Here is a 16,226-nt window from a genome sequence, read left to right as displayed (position 1 = left end):
GAACGCGACCGCCATACGAAAAAGCCCCCGGCCGCATGACCGGGGGCTTTTCCTCATTCAACCGCGAGCCGGCCGCCTCACTCCGCCGGGGTGTGGTTTTCCCCCGCCAGTCTCCGCTGCCCGGCGAACATCCGGTTCAGCATGCGCCGCCCGAAGCCGGCGATGTCGTCGATGATGGTGAACACCGCCGGGATATAGAGCAGCGACAGGAAGGTCGAGGAGATCAGCCCCCCCACCACGGCCACGGCCATGGGCGAGCGGAACTCCACGTCGGCGCCCCAGCCGATGGCGATGGGCACCATGCCCGCCCCCATGGCGAAGGTGGTCATCAGGATCGGCCGCGCCCGCTTGTGGGCGGCGTCCATGATGGCGGCGAAGCGGCTCAGCCCGCTCTTCTCGGCCATGATGATGTAGTCGACCAGCAGGATGGAGTTCTTGGCCGCGATCCCCATCAGCATCAGCACCCCGATCAGGGCCGACATGGAGAAGCTCTTGCCCGCGATCACCAGGGCGATGAAGGCGCCCCCGATGGCCAGGGGCAGGGCCGCCATGATGGTGACCGGGTAGGCGAAGCTTTTGAACAGCAGGGTCAGCACGGCGTACATCAGCAGAATGCCCGACAGGAAGGCGATGCCGAAGCCCACCAGCATCTCCTGGATGAACTCGGCGTCCCCGGCGGGCACCTGACGCACGCCCGTCGGCAGGTTCTTCACCGAGGGCAGCTTGTTGACCGCCTGGCCCGCCGCGCCGGTGGTGATGCCGTCCAGCTCGGCCGAGATGGAGGCGATGCGCGAGCGGTCCTGACGGCTGACCGTGGCCGGACCGGCGCCGAACTCGATGTCGGCCACGGCGCTCAGCGGTACGGCGGCCCCTGAGGCGGTCGGCACGCGCAGCGTCTCCAGCACGTTCAGATCCTCGCGCGCGGCCTCGGTCAGCTGCAGGCGAATGGGGATCTGGCGGTCGCCCAGATTGTACTTCGGCAGGTTCTGGTCGATGTCGCCGATGGTGGCGACGCGCACGGCCTGGGAGATGGCCCCCGCCGAGACGCCCAGCAGCGCCGCTTCATCCGGGCGCGGCGTGACCAGGATTTCCGGCCGGGCGATGGCGGCGGTGTTGACGATATTGGCCAGGCCCGGCACCCCGCGCATCTCCTCCTCGACCTTGCGGGCTGCGGCTTCCAGCACGACGGGATCGTCGCCCAGGATGGAGAAGGTGTAGCTGGTGCCGTCGCCCGGTCCGCCGCCCTGCTGGGCGATGCCGGCGCGGATGCGGGCGCCGGGGATCTGCTTCATCTCATCGACCATGACGCGGGCGAAGGCCTGCTGGCTCAGCTCGCGCTTACCCTTGGGCACCATGTCGGCGTAGACATTGGCCTGGTTCACCGACTGCCCGCCGATGGCGGCGTAGACCGAGGTGACCTCGGGCCGGGCGTTCAGCTTCTGCGTCACCTGCTGCACCACGACATCGGTCTGATGCAGGGTGGAGCCGGGCGGCAGTTCGATCTGGAAGGCCGCGCGGCCCTCGTCGGCGGGCGACATGAACTCGAACGACATCTTGGCCGCGATCGACAGGCCGATGGAGCCGAACAGGAAGGCCCCGCCCATGATGAAGACGATCCAGCGATGGCGCAGGCACCACTTCAGCGAGCGCAGATAGCCCGCCATCCAGAAGGGATCCTTGTCCTCGTGGTGGGTGTGCTTGAGCATGTAGGCCGCCATCAGCGGCGTCAGCAGACGCGCCACCACCAGCGAGAAGAAGACGCTGATGCAGGCGGCCAGGGCGAAGGCCTTGAAGAACTGGCCGATGATGCCGGGCATGAAGCCCACGGGCGCGAACACGGCGATGATGGTGCCGGTCGTCGCCACGACGGCCAGGCCGATCTCGTCGGCGGCCTCGAAGGCGGCGTCATAGGGCGGTTTGCCGTCGCGCATGTGGCGGACGATGTTCTCGATCTCCACGATGGCGTCGTCGACCAGGATGCCGATCGTCAGCGACAGCGCCAGCAGCGTCACCACGTTCAGCGACTGGTCCATCGGCCCCAGGATGGCGAAGGTCGGAATCAGCGACATCGGCATGGCCGTCGCCGCGATCAGGGTCGCCCGCCAGTCGCGCAGGAAGATCCACACCACGATGACCGCCAGGACCGCGCCCAGGATCAGCGCCTCCAGCGAGGCGAGGTAGGATTCCTCGATGTATTTCACGCTCGAGGTGACCTGTTCGATGGTCAGTTCGGGATGGGCCTCGTCGATCTTCTCCACCTCGGCGCGGACCTTTTCGGAGACCTTGACCTCGCTGGCCTCGCGCGAGCGCAGGAAGTTGAAGGTCACGGCCTCCTGGCCGTTGTAGCGGGCCAGGCGGCGCGGTTCGCTCCACTTGTCGACCACCGCGCCCAGGTCGCCCAGGCGTACGTTCTTGCCGTCGCCGACCGGCACCAGGGTCTCGCGCAACTGCTCGACCGAACCGGCGGCGCCCAGGGTGCGCACGGCGCGCTCGGACCCGGCGATGGTGACGCGACCGCCCGGCAGGTTGTTGTTCACGTTGGTCAGGGCCTGGCTGACCTGGGCCGCCGTCACGCCGTAGGCGCTGAGCCGCTGCGGGTCCAGTTCGACGCGGATCTCGCGGTCCACCCCGCCGGAGCGGTTGACCTCGCCGACGCCGCCCAGCGCCAGCAGGGCGCGGCTCATCTCATTGTCGATGAACCAGCTGATCTGCTCGGGCGTCATGGTTTCCGAGCGCACGACATAGGTGATCAGGGCGTCGCCGGTGATGTCGATGCGCTGGACCGTCGGCTCCTGCATGTCCTGGGGCAGGCTGGCGCGCACCCCGCTCATGGCGTTGCGGACGTCGTTGGTGGCGCGCTCGGTGTCGGTGCCCAGTTCGAACTCGATGGTGGTCGAAGACACCCCGTCCGAGACGTTGGAATAGATGTGGCGCACGCCGGACAGGCCGGCGATCGAATCCTCGATCACGCGCGTGACCTGCACCTCCATCTCGGTCGGGGCGGCGCCGGGGCGCGCGGCCGTGACCGCGACCAGGGGGAAGTCGATGTCGGGGTTGTTGTTGATCCGCATCCCGGCGAAGCCGGTCACGCCGCCCAGCGTCAGCAGCAGGAACAGCAGGATGATGGGGATGGGGTTCTTGATCGCCCAGGCGGAAAGCTGATTCATGGCCGGGCCTTACTTCTTGGCGGGCGCTTGGGCGGCGGGGGCGGCGGCCGGAGCCGCTGCGGGCGCAGCGGCGCGCGGCGCGGCCACTGTCACCTTGTCGCCGTCGTTCAGGAAGCCGGCGCCGGCCACCACGACGCGGACGCCCGCGTTCAGCCCCTCGACCGAGGTCTGGTCGTCGCGCCGCGACAGCACCGTCACCGGCACGAAGCGCACCGAGGAGTCGGCGTTCAGCACGAACACCCCTGACTTGTTGCTGCGGTAAAGGACCGCGTCCGTCGGCACCACGGTCGCCGGTCGGGCGCCCGCCTCGATGGCGGCGCGGGCGAACATGCCGGGTTTCAGCGCGCTGCCGGGGGCCAGGCTGATGCGCGCCAGGCCCAGGCGGGTCTGCGGATCAACCTCGGGCGTGACGATGCGGACCGTGCCGGTGGTCGAACCGGCCTGGCTGGAGGTGACGGCCGCGCTCTGACCGGCCTGGATCAACGGCAGTTCGGTCTCCGGCACCTGGGCGTCCAGCTCCAGACGGCCGTCGCGCACCATGCGGAACAGCTCGGTTCCGGCGCTGATGATCTGGCCCTTGGTGACGCTGCGGCTGATGATCAGGCCGCTGACCGGCGCGCGGATGGTGGCCTGGGACAGGCGAGTCTGGGTCTCGGCCAGGGCGGCCTGGGCCGAGGCCAGATTGGCCGCCGAGGCCCGCTGATTGGCCAGGGCCGTGTCCAGCGACGCCTGGCTCAGGAAGCCGCGCGTCTTCAGCTCCTGCGCACGGCCCAGTGCGGCGTCGTCGCGGGCGACGTTGGCCTCGGCCGTCTGCACCGCCGCCTGCTGCTGGCGCACCTGGGCGCGTAGCAGGACGTCGTTCATCTGCACCAGCGGCTGGCCCTGACGGACATAGGAGCCTTCGTCGACATAGAGGGTCGTCGCCGTCAGTCCGCCGGTTTCGGCGCCGACCGGCACCTCTTCCCAGGCCGAGACGGTGCCCGAGGCGACCACGGTGCGAGGCAGGGCGACCGAGGTCGCCGTCGTCGCGCTGACGGTCTGGCGCGAGGCGCCGTCCTTCTTGTCCTTTTCGTCCCCGTGTCCGCCGCAGGCGGCCAGGGTCAGACTTGAAGCCAAGGCGAGAGCCAGGCTGACGTTCAGCCGGGCCGGAAAGTGTCGAGAGGTCGCCACGTGCGGATATCCTGGGAGGTTGAGCGTACAGTCAGGCGCGCGCCAACCTTCTGTCCGGCGTCGCGGGCATAGCAACGCTGTTTACCCGTTCGGCGATCCGCGCTCAAACGACTCATTCGCAATTACTGCGATGTAATCTGCAACCGAAATGGGTTCTGACTGTGCGGGCGGCCGAGGTGCGATCAGGGGCGGACCCGATCCGGCAAGGCGGCGACCTCAGCCGCGCTCAGGGCCTTGACGATACGGACGCGGCAAGGACCGTTGACGCCCGACATGCCGCGCACGTTCAGGTTCGCCCAGTCGCCGGCGCACAGGCGTGACTTGCCGGCGCTTTGCGGGCGAATGGTAAGGGCCGTGGCGAAGTCCATGTCCTGACAGATGCCGGCCGCCTGGGCGTGATAGATGCGTCCGCGACCCGTGTCGAAATAGATGTTGGTGCGATCATCCGAGCGGAAGTTGCGGACCTGATCGGCATAGAAGCAGGGGGCCGCCGTCGACGAGGCCGTCTGCACGGTGGAGGCGCCGCCGTTCGTCTGGGGCGCGCAGGCTGCGACGCCCAGGCTCAGCGCCAGGCTCAAGGCCGTGATCTTACAAGCGGCGAAGGGAATGCGGCGAGCCATGGCGAATCCTTTGTCGATCGTTGGTATGCAACCCTAGTGGTCTTCAGCGACATTGTCATGACGCGCAGGGCTCAGACGATGCCCATGGTCGAGCTGAACGGGAGATGACCGTCCCATGATCAGCGCCGCCAGATGCTCGCCCAGCAGGGGGGCGACGCAGAAGCCGCGCGAGCCCAGCCCCGTCAGGACATACAGGCCCGTTTCGCCCCAGGCGCCGCACAGCGGCAGGCGGTCGGGCGTCGTGGCCCGCACGGCGACCCGGCGGCCGCGCGCCTCGGCGGGGGTCTGATCCACGACCTCGGCGAGGGCGGGCAGGGCGGCGGCCAGGGTCGCCTGGTTGCGGGCGCTGGCCGCATCGGACGCCTCGGCCGCCTTCACGCCCCGGTCGTGGGTGGCGCCGTAAAGCATCCCGTCCCCGGTCGGCGCGGCGTAGCCGCCCCAGGCGACGGGCAGAGGCGGCGGCGTCCCTTCGATCCAGTCCGCCTGTCCCGCCACCGGCGACAACGGCAGGTCGGGCATGAGCCGCGCCGATCCCCAGCCCGCCGCCAGCACCACGGCGTCCGCCTCGACCAGCACGTCGCCGTCCTCGCCCTTCACGCGCCAGCCGTCTCTCGTCGCCTCCAGCGCGGCCGCGCGTCCCGCCGCCCGTTCGGCGCCCGCCAGCCACGGCTCCAGTATGGCGCTGGAGCGCGTCGCCAGGGCTTGGCCCATCATCAGACCGCCGCGCGTCGTGGGTTCGCCCAGGCGCTCGGCGCAGGCGGCGGGGGCCAGCCGCTGCATGGCGCCCTCGGGCCACAGGGGCTGGGCCGCGATCTTGTCGAAGCGGGCGGCGTCGCGCGGAGCCTGCTCCAGTTGCAGCACCCCTTCGGCGACGACGGCGCCGGGCAGGGCGCGGTACAGGCTTCCCGCCCGCTCCAGCGCCTGGGCGTGGAACCCGGCGATGAAGGCGTCGCCGGCATCCAGCCTCGGCGTGACCAGCGACGCGGGAAAGCCCGAGGCCCCCGCGCCCGCCCGCTCGGCCTCGACGACCGTGACGCGCGCGTCCTCGGCGATCAGGGCGCGGGCGACGGCGGCCCCGGCGATCCCGGCGCCGATCACGGCGACATGGCGGGGGCGCTCCGTCGGCGCCTCGCCCGCCATGCGCGCCTCCAGCCGTTCGCGCTTCCTGCCGTGGCCGGGCTTCTTCTCGACGGTGAAGCCGTACTCGGCCAGGCCGCGTCGCACGGCTCCGGCGACGGTGAAGGTGGCCAGCCGCGCGCCGGGGTTGGAGCGCGCCGCGACGAGGGCCAGAATCTCGGGCGACCACATGCCGGGGTTCAGCGCGGGCGAGAACCCGTCCAGGAACCAGGCGTCGGCCGGTCCCGACCATTGGTCCAGCGCCCAGCGGGCGTCGCCGACGGCCAGGTCGATCGTCGCCCCCCACTGCGGCAGGTCCAGCCGATGAAAGCCGGGCGTCCCGGCGGGCCAGGCGTCCAGCACCCCGGCGGCCGTCTCGGCCAGCTCGGGCCAGGCGGCCAGGGCGCGCGCGGCCTCATCGCGCGTCAGCGGGAAACCTTCGATGGAGAAGACCTTAAGCCGCGCCCCGTCCGCGCGCGTGCGCCGCCACAGGTCCAGCAGGGCGACGATGTTCAGCCCGGTGCCGAAGCCCAGCTCGCCGACGGTGAAGGCGGATCGCCCGGACCAGGCCTCGGGCAGGCCGCAGCCCTGCAGGAAGACCGCTCGGGTCTCGGCCAGGCCGTCGTCCTTGGAGAAATAGACATCGCCGAATCGCCCGGAACGGGGCGAGCCGTCGTCGGCCCACAGCAGTTGGGGTGAAGCGTCGTCGGAGGGCGGTGCGGCGGTCATGGCGGGGGTCTATCGGGCCGCGCCGCCGGACGAAAGCCGCCCTGCTTGGAAAGCGGGCATGAAAAAGGGGCCGTCCGTGAGGACGACCCCTTTCCGCATCGCGATCCGAAGACCGCGATCCAAGACGTAAGTCTTAGTGAGCGGCAGCCGGAGCAGCCGGAGCAGCGGCCGGAGCGGCAGCGGCGTCAGCGGCCGGAGCAGCAGCGGCGTCGGCAGCCTTGGTGGCTTCGCCGGCAGCTTCGCCAGCGGCGGCGGCGGCGTCGGTGGCGGCGGCGTCAGCCGTAGCAGCGGCGTCGGCAGCGGTGTCGGCGGCGGCGGTGGCGTCGGCGGCGGCGTCTTCAGCCTTGTCCGTGGCGGCCGGTTGGCAAGCAGCCAGGGCCAGAGCGGCGGCCGAAGCGGCGATCAGAGCGGTGATGCGCATAGGTTTCTTCCTTCAGAAGGTAAAAGCGAGACCATGAACCTCGCTGAGGAAGTGATAACGGCTTCGTGAGCGGGAGTGCAAGCGATTTCTCACGCGTTCGTGAAGACAACTTGAGGCAGGCCGGATTCAGCCCTGAAATTCAAGGGTTGTCCGGGGGAACGGGGCGCGGCGCCGTCGGGTCCATGGGGTCGGGCGGAGTCGGCTCGTTCGGATCGGGCGGCAGGGTCGGGGGCGTGGGGACGGGGATCGCGTCGCCTGGCGGCGGGGTCGCCGTTCCCGTCGAATCGGGCGCAGGCGCGGGACTGACCGGAGGCGCGGCGGCCGCGGGCGCGGGGTCGGCCAGGGGGGCGGGTCGTTCGGGCGCCCGCTCGTTGCAGGCGGCGGTCAGCATCAGAATCGACAGGCCGCCGAGCGCGGCTGCGAAATGAGCGGGACGGCGGGTGAGACGCACAGGCATGGGACAGCTCCAGGCGTAGGGCCGCGCACGCGGCCGTGATCCTGAGAGAACCGTCGTGAACGCTCCGTGTTCCGAAGATCGCCGAAGGGCGTCAGGCGTCCATCGGCGCGGCGGCCAGGGCTTCTTCCATTTCGGTGAAGGACGGCTGCGCGGTCGAGGGGATGTCGCCGCGGCCGATCTCGACCGAGATCTGGGCCGCGTTGCCGTGCAGGTGGGCCACCAGCACCGACTGGATGATCTTGTAGTAGGCGCCTTCCTCTTCGACGATGGCGTTGAGGCGCGAGGCGAACGGCCCGACCAGACCATAGGCCAGGAAGACGCCCAGGAAGGTGCCGACCAGGGCGCCGCCGATCATGCCGCCCAGCACTTCCGGCGGTTCGGTGATCGACCCCATGGTCTTGATGATGCCCAGCACGGCGGCGACGATGCCCAGGGCGGGCAGGCCGTCGGCCAGGGTTTGAAGCGCGTGGGCCGGGGCCAGGGCCTCGTGGTGGTGCTTCTCCAGCTGCTTCTCCATGGCGTCCTCGATCTGGTGCGGATCCTCGAGGTTCATGGTCATCATCCGCAGGGTGTCGCAGATGAAGTCGGTGGCGAAGTGGTCCTTCAGCACCTTGGGATATTTCTGGAAGATGGCGCTTTCGGCCGGCTTTTCGATGTGGCTTTCCAGGGCGATCACGCCCTTGGACTTCATCGTCTTGGTCAGCTGGAACAGCAGGCTGAGCAGATCCTTGTAGTCCTGCTTCTTCCACTTCGGCCCGGCGAAGCACTTGCCCAGGCCGCCCAGGGTGGCCTTGATCACCGGCAGGCTGTTGGAGATCAGGAAGGCCGCGATGCCCGCTCCGAAGATGGCCATGAGCTCATAGGGCAGCGAATAGAGGATCGTCGCCATCTTGCCGCCGTGCAGCAGGAAGCTGCCGAACACCATGGCGAACAGCATGACGATGCCGATGATCTGGAACATGAGGCGAGCAGGCGTCCTGGAGCCGAAGGGTCAGGACGCCGTTATCGGCGTTAATGCTTAAGGCCGCGTTTCGCGAATCCCGGTTCGGGACGAAAACGCGAGATGGGCGTCGCTAGAGCATATAGGGGCCCCACATGAAGACGACGGCCCCGAAAACGCCCAGGGCCGTGACGGCGGCGGCCAGCCCCATCGCGACGACGGTCAGTCGCTGGAGGCCGCGGCGGGCGCTGCGTCCTGCGCGCCAATAGGCTTCGAACAGGGCCAGGGGAATGAGATAGGCGCCGAACTGCAGTACGATGTCGGCCGGGCCGGACAGGGTCTTGTTCATGCCGAGGCCGCCCGTGGCGATGGCCCAGGCCATCAGTCCCACCCGCAGGAACCAGACGCCGTTGACCGCCAGAAAGGCGCGCATCGCCCATCGACGATGCGCCTCGAAGTCCCGTCGAACGGCCGTGCGCCACGCCAGGGCGGCGAAGACCAGGATCAGCGCCCCGTCCACCGAGACCGCGACGGCCGATATGAGCGACAGATAGGTCTCTCGCCCCCAGGTCAGCCACAGGCCGCCGACCGCCATGACGACGGCCGTGATCAGGAAGACGCGCCCGTTCCAGCGATGGAGGGCCGGCGCCCGGCGCCGCAGGGCCGGAATCAGCTGCATCAGTCCGCCCAGGGTGACGACCGCCGCCAATAGGACGTGGATGGCGAACATCACATTCCCCACGTCGTCGCCGGGCGCATAGCCCTTGATCAGTGGCTTGTCGTTCCAGCCGGCGAAGTCCCCGATCAGGGTCCGCCGTCCGAAATGGGCCAGGATCATCCAGACGAAGGCGGCCTGGCCGATCGCGGCGATGCCGAACCAGATCACGCCGGATCGCCGCAGCAAGCTTGCGTCCGATCGCGCGCGGATCGGGGGGCTTGCGGTTTTCGATATCGTCACGTCCTGTGCGTCCCTGGTTCGTTTGAGGTGATCCGGGCTGTGAGCGGTTTGGCCGTCGCGATCTCGCCGATTTGGAAATCGGCCATGGATTTTCCGCCGTTCTCGCGCGGAGCGGTCCGGTGATGAGCGCCTATGGCCTGATCGCGGCGCCGCGCGCCGGTTCGCGCCTGTCGGAGCTGGCGCTGTACGGCGGTCTTTTCGCGACAGCGGTGGCGGCCTTCTGTCTGGCGCAGGTCATGGGCCATCGCTTCGGAATGGCGTCGGAAGCGGTCGCGGTGTTGGGCGACGCCACCTGCGGCTGGTCCTGGCTGCTGGTCCGCGCCCTGTTCCAGCCGCCTCTTCCGGCCGGAGGCGCTCGCGCCCGATGGCCCCTGCTTGTGGTTCTGGCCCTGGTGGGGGCGGGGGCTTTCCTGCGCCTGGCTCCGGATATCTCAGCCGCCGGGCCGCGCATGGTGGACAATCTGAGCGGCCTGGTCAGCTCCGCCCTGCTGCTGCTCGCCGCCGTCGAGCCGCTCAAGCGGCTGGGGTCGGGCGTTTCGGCCTCGGAGCGCGGGTTCCGCATCGGCTTCGCCGTCGGCTATGCGGCGATCCTGGCGGTCGCCGTCGTCTGGGTGAACGGCGCGCCGGACGGGAGCTGGGCCGCGCTTCGCAGCGGTGAGATCAAGGCGGTCTGCGCCCTGATCGCCCTGGGCGGCATGGGCTTCGCCGTCTGGTGGCGCCGCCGCCGCCCGCTGACGACGACCGTTCGCAGTCGCGCCCGGCCCCGGACCGATGCGGAGGCGGACCTGGGCGAGCGCATCCTGCGTCTGATGACCGAACAGGCGCTCTACGCCCAGCCCGACCTCAAGGTGTCGGATCTGGCGCAGCGTCTGGGCGAGGCGGAATACAAGGTCAGCCGCAGCATCGCCGGGCTGGGCTTCCGCAACTTCAGCCAGATGGCCAACCATTTCCGCATCGAGGAGGCGAAGCGGCGGCTGGCGGACCCCGCTCTGCGCCGCCTGCCGATCCTGACCATCGCCTATGACTGCGGCTTCGGGTCGATCGGCCCCTTCAACCGCGCCTTCAAGGCGCTGACCGGCGTGACGCCGCAGGCGTTTCGCGCGCGGGTCTAGAGCCGCGTCGCGCCGCTCAGGATCGCCTCGCGCGCCTTGGCGGTCAGCTTCTGATAACCGGCCTTGCCGCCGCGCACCCAGACGGGGCCGTCGACCTTGTCCGGGTCGAAGCCGTCGGCGACCAGATCGACCTTGCGGTATTTGAAGGTGCCGGTGGTGTCGGCCGACTTCAGCATCCGCACGAACACCGGCCGGGCGTAGGTCGGCAACTGCTCATCGGCCCAGGCGGCGAAGGCGGCTGCGTCGAACTTCTCGTCCAGCACCAGGCCGACCATGCCCGCCTTGCCTTCCTGGCCCGGCACCTCGACGCCATAGGCGATGACTTCCTGCACGCCCGGCGCCTCGGACAGGCGCTGTTCGACCTCGGCGGTCGAGACGTTCTCGCCCTTCCAGCGGAAGGTGTCGCCCAGACGGTCCATGAAATAGAGGTAGCCCTGACGGTCCTGGCGCATCAGGTCGCCGGTGCGGAACCAGCGGTCGCCCTTCTTGAACACGTCGGTCAGGATCTTCTTCTCCGAAGCCTTCTTGTCGGCGTAGCCCGAGAAGTCGTGGCGGATGTCGCTGCCGATCTGGCCGATGGCCTCGCCCGTCTCGCCGGTCGGCACCAGGCGGCACAGGCCGTCGGGGCCGCGCACCGGCTCGCCCGTCTCCGGGTCCAGGTCGATCAGGCGGATGTTGATCTGCGACTTCAGGAAGCCCGGCACGCGGCCGATGGCCCCGGCCTTGCCGTCGAAGTTGAACAGGGAGACGTTGCCTTCAGTCGAGCCGTAGAACTCAAGAATGTCCTTGATGCCGAAGCGGCTCTGGAACTCGGGCCAGACGTCGGGGCGCAGGCCGTTGCCGAAGGCCAGCCGCAGCTTGTGGCCCTTCTCGTCCGGGTTTTCGGGGCTGTTGATCAGATAGCGGCACAGTTCGCCGATGTAGACGAACATGGTCGCGCCGGTCGTCTTCACGTCGGGCCAGAAATGCGTGGCCGAGAAGCGCCGCCGCGTGATCATCCGCCCGCCGTTCAGCAGCACCGAGCCGACGCCGACCAGCCCCCCGGTCGAGTGATACAGCGGCAGGACGTTGAACAGGGCGTCCTTGGGCGTCGAGGCCGTGGCTCCGGCGAAGGCGCGCATATAGGTCCGCACCCGCGAGTGCGGCATCCGCGCCGCCTTGGGCAGGCCGGTCGTGCCCGAGGTGAAGATGTACAGGGCCGTGTCGCGGTTGGTCATGCCCTGACGCAGCGAACGGTCGGGCCGCACCGAGGAGGCGCTGCGCACGGCGTTGTCCAGGTCGCGGCGCGCGTTGGTCTCGTTCTCTTCGCCCAGGCCGTGGACCCAGATCATCAGGTTGCGGTCGACCAGGCCGCGCGCGTCCTCGACCGCCTGCCAGCAGTCCTCGTCCGTCACCACGTTGAAGGCGGTCGAGATGGTCAGGCAGTGGGCCAGGGCCGCGCCGGTCAGATTGTTGTTGATCAGGGCGGTGGCCACCCCGACCTTGGAGAAGCCGAACCAGGCGGCCACGTATTCCACGCGGTTGTGCATCACCAGGGCGATGACGTCGCTGCGCTTCAGATTGCGGCTCTTGGCCCAGTTGGCGTAGCGGTTCGCCAGGGCCTCGAACTCGCGATAGGTCAGCTTGCGGCTCTCGTCCTCGACCGCGATGTTGGGGCCGAACCTGTCGACCGCCTCCTCGATGTCGTCACAGGCCAGGACGTCGCTGTCGAGCGTGATGGGCTTGATGCGCTTCAGAAGTCTGAACAGCCCGCCAGCGAACTTGATGTCACGCCGGATGTTTGCCGCCAGTCCCATGGGTGCGCCGCCTCTTCCCGATTGCCTTTGTCATGGTTGATGGACGGCGCGGGGCGGCGGGTCAACCGGCGGCGGAGACGCAGGCGGGGCCATTCGACAAAAAGGCAAGCTTTCGCGTCCTTTTCAATGACGTAGGGTCAAGTCGAAGGCCGACCTAAGGTCAAGCTGATCCGACGCTGATCGGCGGTTCCACACTGGATCGTCTACAGATGAAATCGGGCTCGCGCCCTCATGACTGATCAGGCGGACGCCGCATCTCATCGCGAGGCGGGCGTCACGCGCCAGACCGCGTCGCCCACGTCGTCGGCGACCAGCAGGGCGCTGCGTCTGTCTACCGCCACGCCGACGGGCCGCCCCATGGCCTCGCCCCTTGCGTTGCGGAAGCCGGTCAGCACGTCCTGCGGCGGCCCGTCCGGGCGCCCGTCGCGGAAGGGCACGAAGATGACCTTGTATCCGGACGGCGGGTTGCGGTTCCACGAGCCGTGCTGGCCGATGATCGCCCCGTCGCGCCACTGGGGCAGCAACGTCCCCGTATAGAAGGTCAGGCCCAGAGAGGCCGTATGCGACCCCAGGGCGTAGTCGGGCTTGATCGCCCTGGCGACCATGTCGGGCCGGGCGGGCTGCACCCGTTCGTCGACGTTCTGGCCGTAATAGCTCCACGGCCAGCCGTAGAATCCGCCGGGCGTGACCGACGTCATGTAGTCGGGCACCAGATCGTCGCCCAGGGCGTCGCGCTCATTGACGGAGGTCCACAAACGCCCGTCCTGCGGATTCCAGGCCAGGCCGACCGGGTTGCGCAAGCCCGAGGCGAAGACGCGCCGTGCGCCCGTCGCCGCGTCGATCTCCAGAATGGCGGCGCGGTCGACCTCCTCGTCCAGCCCGTTCTCGCCGATGTTGGAGTTGGAGCCGACCCCGACATAGAGCTTGGTCCCGTCCGCCGAGGCGACCAGGCTCTTGGTCCAGTGATGATTGCGCCCGGCGGGCAGGTCCGCGACCTTGACCGGCGTCGCGTCGATGCGCGTCCGGCCCGTCTGATAGGGGACCATGACCACGGCGTCGGCGTTGGCGACGTACAGCCGCTCTCCGACCAGGGCCATGCCGAAGGGCGAGGTCAGGCCGCTCAGGAAGACGGTCTTCGTCTCCGCCGTCCCGTCGCCGTCGGCGTCGCGCAGCAGGCTGATGCGGTCGGCGCTGGGGCGGTCGCCCGATCCCGCGCGCGCCATCACCAGCCCTTCGATCCAGCCGCGCAGGCCCCCCTTCTTCTCCTTCGGCTTGGCGGGCGCCTGGGATTCGGCGACTAGGACGTCGCCGTTGGGCAGGACGTAGAGCCAGCGCGGATGATCCAGCCCCGTCGCAAAGGCGTTCACCGCCAGGCCCGCCGCCGCAACCGGCGTCTGTCCCTGCGGCCAGCCGACGGCGCGGGCGATCTTCACGGTCGGCACGGCTTGGGGCCGGGGCGCCGGCAGGTTGGGCGCGGCGCCGAAACCGTCTGTCTCCGGCAGCACGCTTTCGGTCTCGCAGGCCGCCAGACCGAGCAGGGCGACGAGGGGCAGGGCCAGAAGAAGGGGGCGGCGAGGGGACATGGCGATCGTCCTGTGCGGTTCGGCCTCGACTATAACGCCTTTCAGGGCGGATCGCTCCTGCAACCCCTTCCCGTTGGAAGAGGGCGGGCGTCCCCTTGAGCCGCATCATGCCGCTCCTTATCTGCCTTCCCCGAAGCCGGGAGGGGCTCCATGCCAGTCGTCATTTCCATCGAAGGTCTGACCAAGACCTACAAGTCCGGCCATCAGGCCCTGAAACGCGTCGATCTGGAGATCGAGAAGGGCGAGATCTTCGCCCTGTTGGGTCCGAACGGGGCGGGCAAGACGACGATGATCTCCATCGTCTGCGGCATCGTCACCCCGTCCAGCGGAACCATCACCGCCGACGGCCACGATATTCAGAGCGACTACCGCGCCGCCCGCACCAAGATCGGCCTGGTGCCGCAGGAGTTGACGACCGACGCCTTCGAGACCGTCTGGGCCACCGTGACCTTCAGCCGGGGCCTGTTCGGCAAGGCGCCGAACCCGGCCTATGTCGAACAGATCCTTCGCGACCTCAGCCTGTGGGACAAGAAGGACGCCAAGATCATGACCCTGTCCGGCGGGATGAAGCGCCGCGTCATGATCGCCAAGGCCCTGAGCCACGAACCGGAAATCCTGTTCCTCGATGAGCCCACGGCGGGCGTCGACGTCGAACTGCGCCGGGACATGTGGTCTCTGGTGCGCCGCCTGCGCGAGCGCGGCGTGACCATCATCCTGACCACCCACTACATCGAGGAAGCCGAGGAGATGGCCGACCGCGTCGGCGTCATCCTCAAGGGCGAACTGATCCTGGTCGAGAAGACCGCCGACCTGATGCAGAAGCTGGGCAAGAAGACCCTGACCCTTCAGCTTCAGGAGCCGCTGGCCGCCCTGCCGCCCGAACTGGCCGACTGGAACCTCACGCTGCAAGGCGACGGGACCGAACTGGAATACGTCTTTGATTCCAACGCCGAAAAGACCGGCGTCCCCTCCCTGATGCGCCGCCTGTCGGATCTGGGCGTCGGCTTCAAGGATCTCAGCACCCGCCAGAGCTCGCTCGAGGACATCTTCGTCGGCCTGGTCCATCAGGATCGGGAGGCCGCGTGATGAGCTTCAACGGCTATGGCGTCTGGGCCATCTATCGCTTCGAGATGGCGCGCGCCCTTCGCACCCTGTGGCAGTCGCTGGTGACGCCGGTCATCACGACGTCGCTCTATTTCGTCGTCTTCGGCGGGGCCATCGGCAGCCGCATGACCGAGGTGGACGGCGCCCCCTACGGCGCCTTCATCGTGCCGGGCCTGATCATGCTCAGCCTGTTCACCCAGTCGATCTTCAACGCCTCCTTCGGCATCTACTTCCCCAAGTTCACCGGGACGATCTACGAGATCCTGTCCGCGCCCGTGTCGCCGCTGGAGATCGTGCTGGCCTATGTCGGGGCGGCGGCGACCAAGTCGGCGATCCTCGGCCTCATCATCTTGGCCACGGCGGCCTTCTTCGTGCCGCTCGAGATCCTGCACCCCTTCTGGATGCTGGCCTTCCTGATCCTGATCTCGACCACCTTCGCCCTGTTCGGCTTCATCATCGGGGTCTGGGCGCAGAATTTCGAGCAGCTTCAGTTCGTGCCCATGTTGATCGTCACGCCCCTGACCTTCCTGGGCGGCGCCTTCTATTCGATCGAGATGCTGCCCGAGGGCTGGCGCACGGTCGCCCTGTTCAACCCGGTGGTCTATCTGATCTCGGGCTTCCGCTGGGCCTTCTACGGCGTGGGGGACGTCAGCGTCGAAATCAGCCTTGCGGCCACGCTGGGCTTCTTCTTCGCTTGTCTGGCGGTGGTGGGCTGGATCTTCAAGACCGGCTATCGTCTGAAGAACTGAAGGTCACGAAAGCGCCGAACTCGGCGCTCACCGTCCTGCCCCTCTAACGCCTTTTCGACCTGATGCGCGCTCGCCGTGAGCGCCGGAGACCGAATGTCCGACGCCGACGACAAGCCCCAGTCGCCTGAAACGCAGCCCGCCCCGCGCGCCCCCGAGCCCTTCCGCCGGGGCCAGATCACCTGGGGCCGCCCGCCCCAGGCCGCCTTCCACGTCGGCCCTCTGCCGCGCGACGAGGGCCTGGCGCGCCTGGCCGCCATGCCGCCGCACCCGAAACCGGCCCAGCCGAAGCCCGCCCCCGCGCGCC

Annotated in this window: 14 protein-coding genes; 4 read left to right on the top strand and 10 right to left on the bottom strand. The window is 68.8% G+C overall.

The features are described from left to right. Positions 1-77: 77 nt before the first annotated feature. From ACU5AP_RS12695 to ACU5AP_RS12660, 8 genes are all read right to left on the bottom strand, one after another. Entirely contained in the window at positions 78-3,167 is a 3,090-nt protein-coding gene (locus tag ACU5AP_RS12695) for an efflux RND transporter permease subunit (protein ID WP_313518957.1), read from the bottom strand. A gap of 9 nt (positions 3,168-3,176) precedes the next feature. Further along, positions 3,177-4,337: an efflux RND transporter periplasmic adaptor subunit gene (locus ACU5AP_RS12690; RefSeq protein WP_446681323.1), complete on the bottom strand. Its 1,161-nt coding sequence runs from the start codon at positions 4,335-4,337 to the stop codon at positions 3,177-3,179. Between the two features lie 182 nt (positions 4,338-4,519). Next, on the bottom strand, positions 4,520-4,957 hold the full coding sequence (locus ACU5AP_RS12685; RefSeq protein WP_003163895.1) for a DUF6491 family protein: 438 nt from the start codon (positions 4,955-4,957) through the stop codon (positions 4,520-4,522). 33 nt (positions 4,958-4,990) lie between these two features. Continuing rightward, positions 4,991-6,802, bottom strand: coding sequence for a tRNA (5-methylaminomethyl-2-thiouridine)(34)-methyltransferase MnmD (gene mnmD, locus ACU5AP_RS12680; RefSeq protein ID WP_128719495.1), 1,812 nt, complete (start codon positions 6,800-6,802; stop codon positions 4,991-4,993). A gap of 133 nt (positions 6,803-6,935) precedes the next feature. Then, on the bottom strand, positions 6,936-7,223 hold the full coding sequence (locus tag ACU5AP_RS12675; protein ID WP_052747950.1) for a hypothetical protein: 288 nt from the start codon (positions 7,221-7,223) through the stop codon (positions 6,936-6,938). Positions 7,224-7,362: 139 nt separating this feature from the next. Next, positions 7,363-7,680 (bottom strand): hypothetical protein, encoded by a 318-nt coding sequence (locus ACU5AP_RS12670; RefSeq protein ID WP_003163894.1) that lies wholly within the window; start codon positions 7,678-7,680, stop codon positions 7,363-7,365. 91 nt (positions 7,681-7,771) lie between these two features. Continuing rightward, positions 7,772-8,641: a flagellar motor stator protein MotA gene (gene motA, locus ACU5AP_RS12665; RefSeq protein ID WP_003163893.1), complete on the bottom strand. Its 870-nt coding sequence runs from the start codon at positions 8,639-8,641 to the stop codon at positions 7,772-7,774. Between the two features lie 112 nt (positions 8,642-8,753). Beyond that, positions 8,754-9,524 carry a DUF2306 domain-containing protein gene (locus ACU5AP_RS12660; protein WP_223850992.1) on the bottom strand — a complete coding sequence of 257 codons (771 nt, stop codon included), beginning with the start codon at positions 9,522-9,524 and terminating at the stop codon, positions 8,754-8,756. A gap of 176 nt (positions 9,525-9,700) precedes the next feature. Here ACU5AP_RS12660 and ACU5AP_RS12655 point away from each other — a divergent pair, with 176 nt between their 5' ends. Continuing rightward, positions 9,701-10,690 carry a helix-turn-helix domain-containing protein gene (locus tag ACU5AP_RS12655; protein ID WP_128719496.1) on the top strand — a complete coding sequence of 330 codons (990 nt, stop codon included), beginning with the start codon at positions 9,701-9,703 and terminating at the stop codon, positions 10,688-10,690. Here the strand turns inward: ACU5AP_RS12655 and ACU5AP_RS12650 are convergent. Together ACU5AP_RS12650 and ACU5AP_RS12645 are read right to left on the bottom strand one after the other, a co-directional pair. Next, complete coding sequence (locus tag ACU5AP_RS12650) at positions 10,687-12,486, bottom strand: long-chain-acyl-CoA synthetase (protein WP_138141940.1); 1,800 nt, start codon at positions 12,484-12,486, stop codon at positions 10,687-10,689. The two genes, ACU5AP_RS12655 and ACU5AP_RS12650, sit on opposite strands and share 4 nt — an antisense overlap. Positions 12,487-12,743: 257 nt before the next feature. Continuing rightward, a complete protein-coding gene (locus ACU5AP_RS12645; protein WP_446681322.1) occupies positions 12,744-14,069 on the bottom strand; it encodes a PQQ-dependent sugar dehydrogenase in 1,326 nt (441 codons plus the stop codon). 150 nt (positions 14,070-14,219) lie between these two features. Between ACU5AP_RS12645 and ACU5AP_RS12640 the strand changes: the two genes are divergently transcribed. The 3 genes from ACU5AP_RS12640 to ACU5AP_RS12630 all read left to right on the top strand — a co-directional run. After that, entirely contained in the window at positions 14,220-15,155 is a 936-nt protein-coding gene (locus tag ACU5AP_RS12640) for an ABC transporter ATP-binding protein (protein ID WP_003163886.1), read from the top strand. Then, on the top strand, positions 15,155-15,922 hold the full coding sequence (locus ACU5AP_RS12635; protein ID WP_446681321.1) for an ABC transporter permease: 768 nt from the start codon (positions 15,155-15,157) through the stop codon (positions 15,920-15,922). The genes ACU5AP_RS12640 and ACU5AP_RS12635 overlap by 1 nt, the downstream gene beginning before the upstream one ends. 93 nt (positions 15,923-16,015) lie before the next feature. Next, the coding region (locus tag ACU5AP_RS12630) for a hypothetical protein (RefSeq protein ID WP_446681320.1) at positions 16,016-16,226 on the top strand (211 nt) is incomplete at its 3' end.

Source organism: Brevundimonas sp. RM1 (assembly GCF_052907225.1).
The sequence above is the reverse complement of the archived record's forward strand: the minus strand, read 5'-3'. Positions and strand labels throughout refer to the sequence as shown.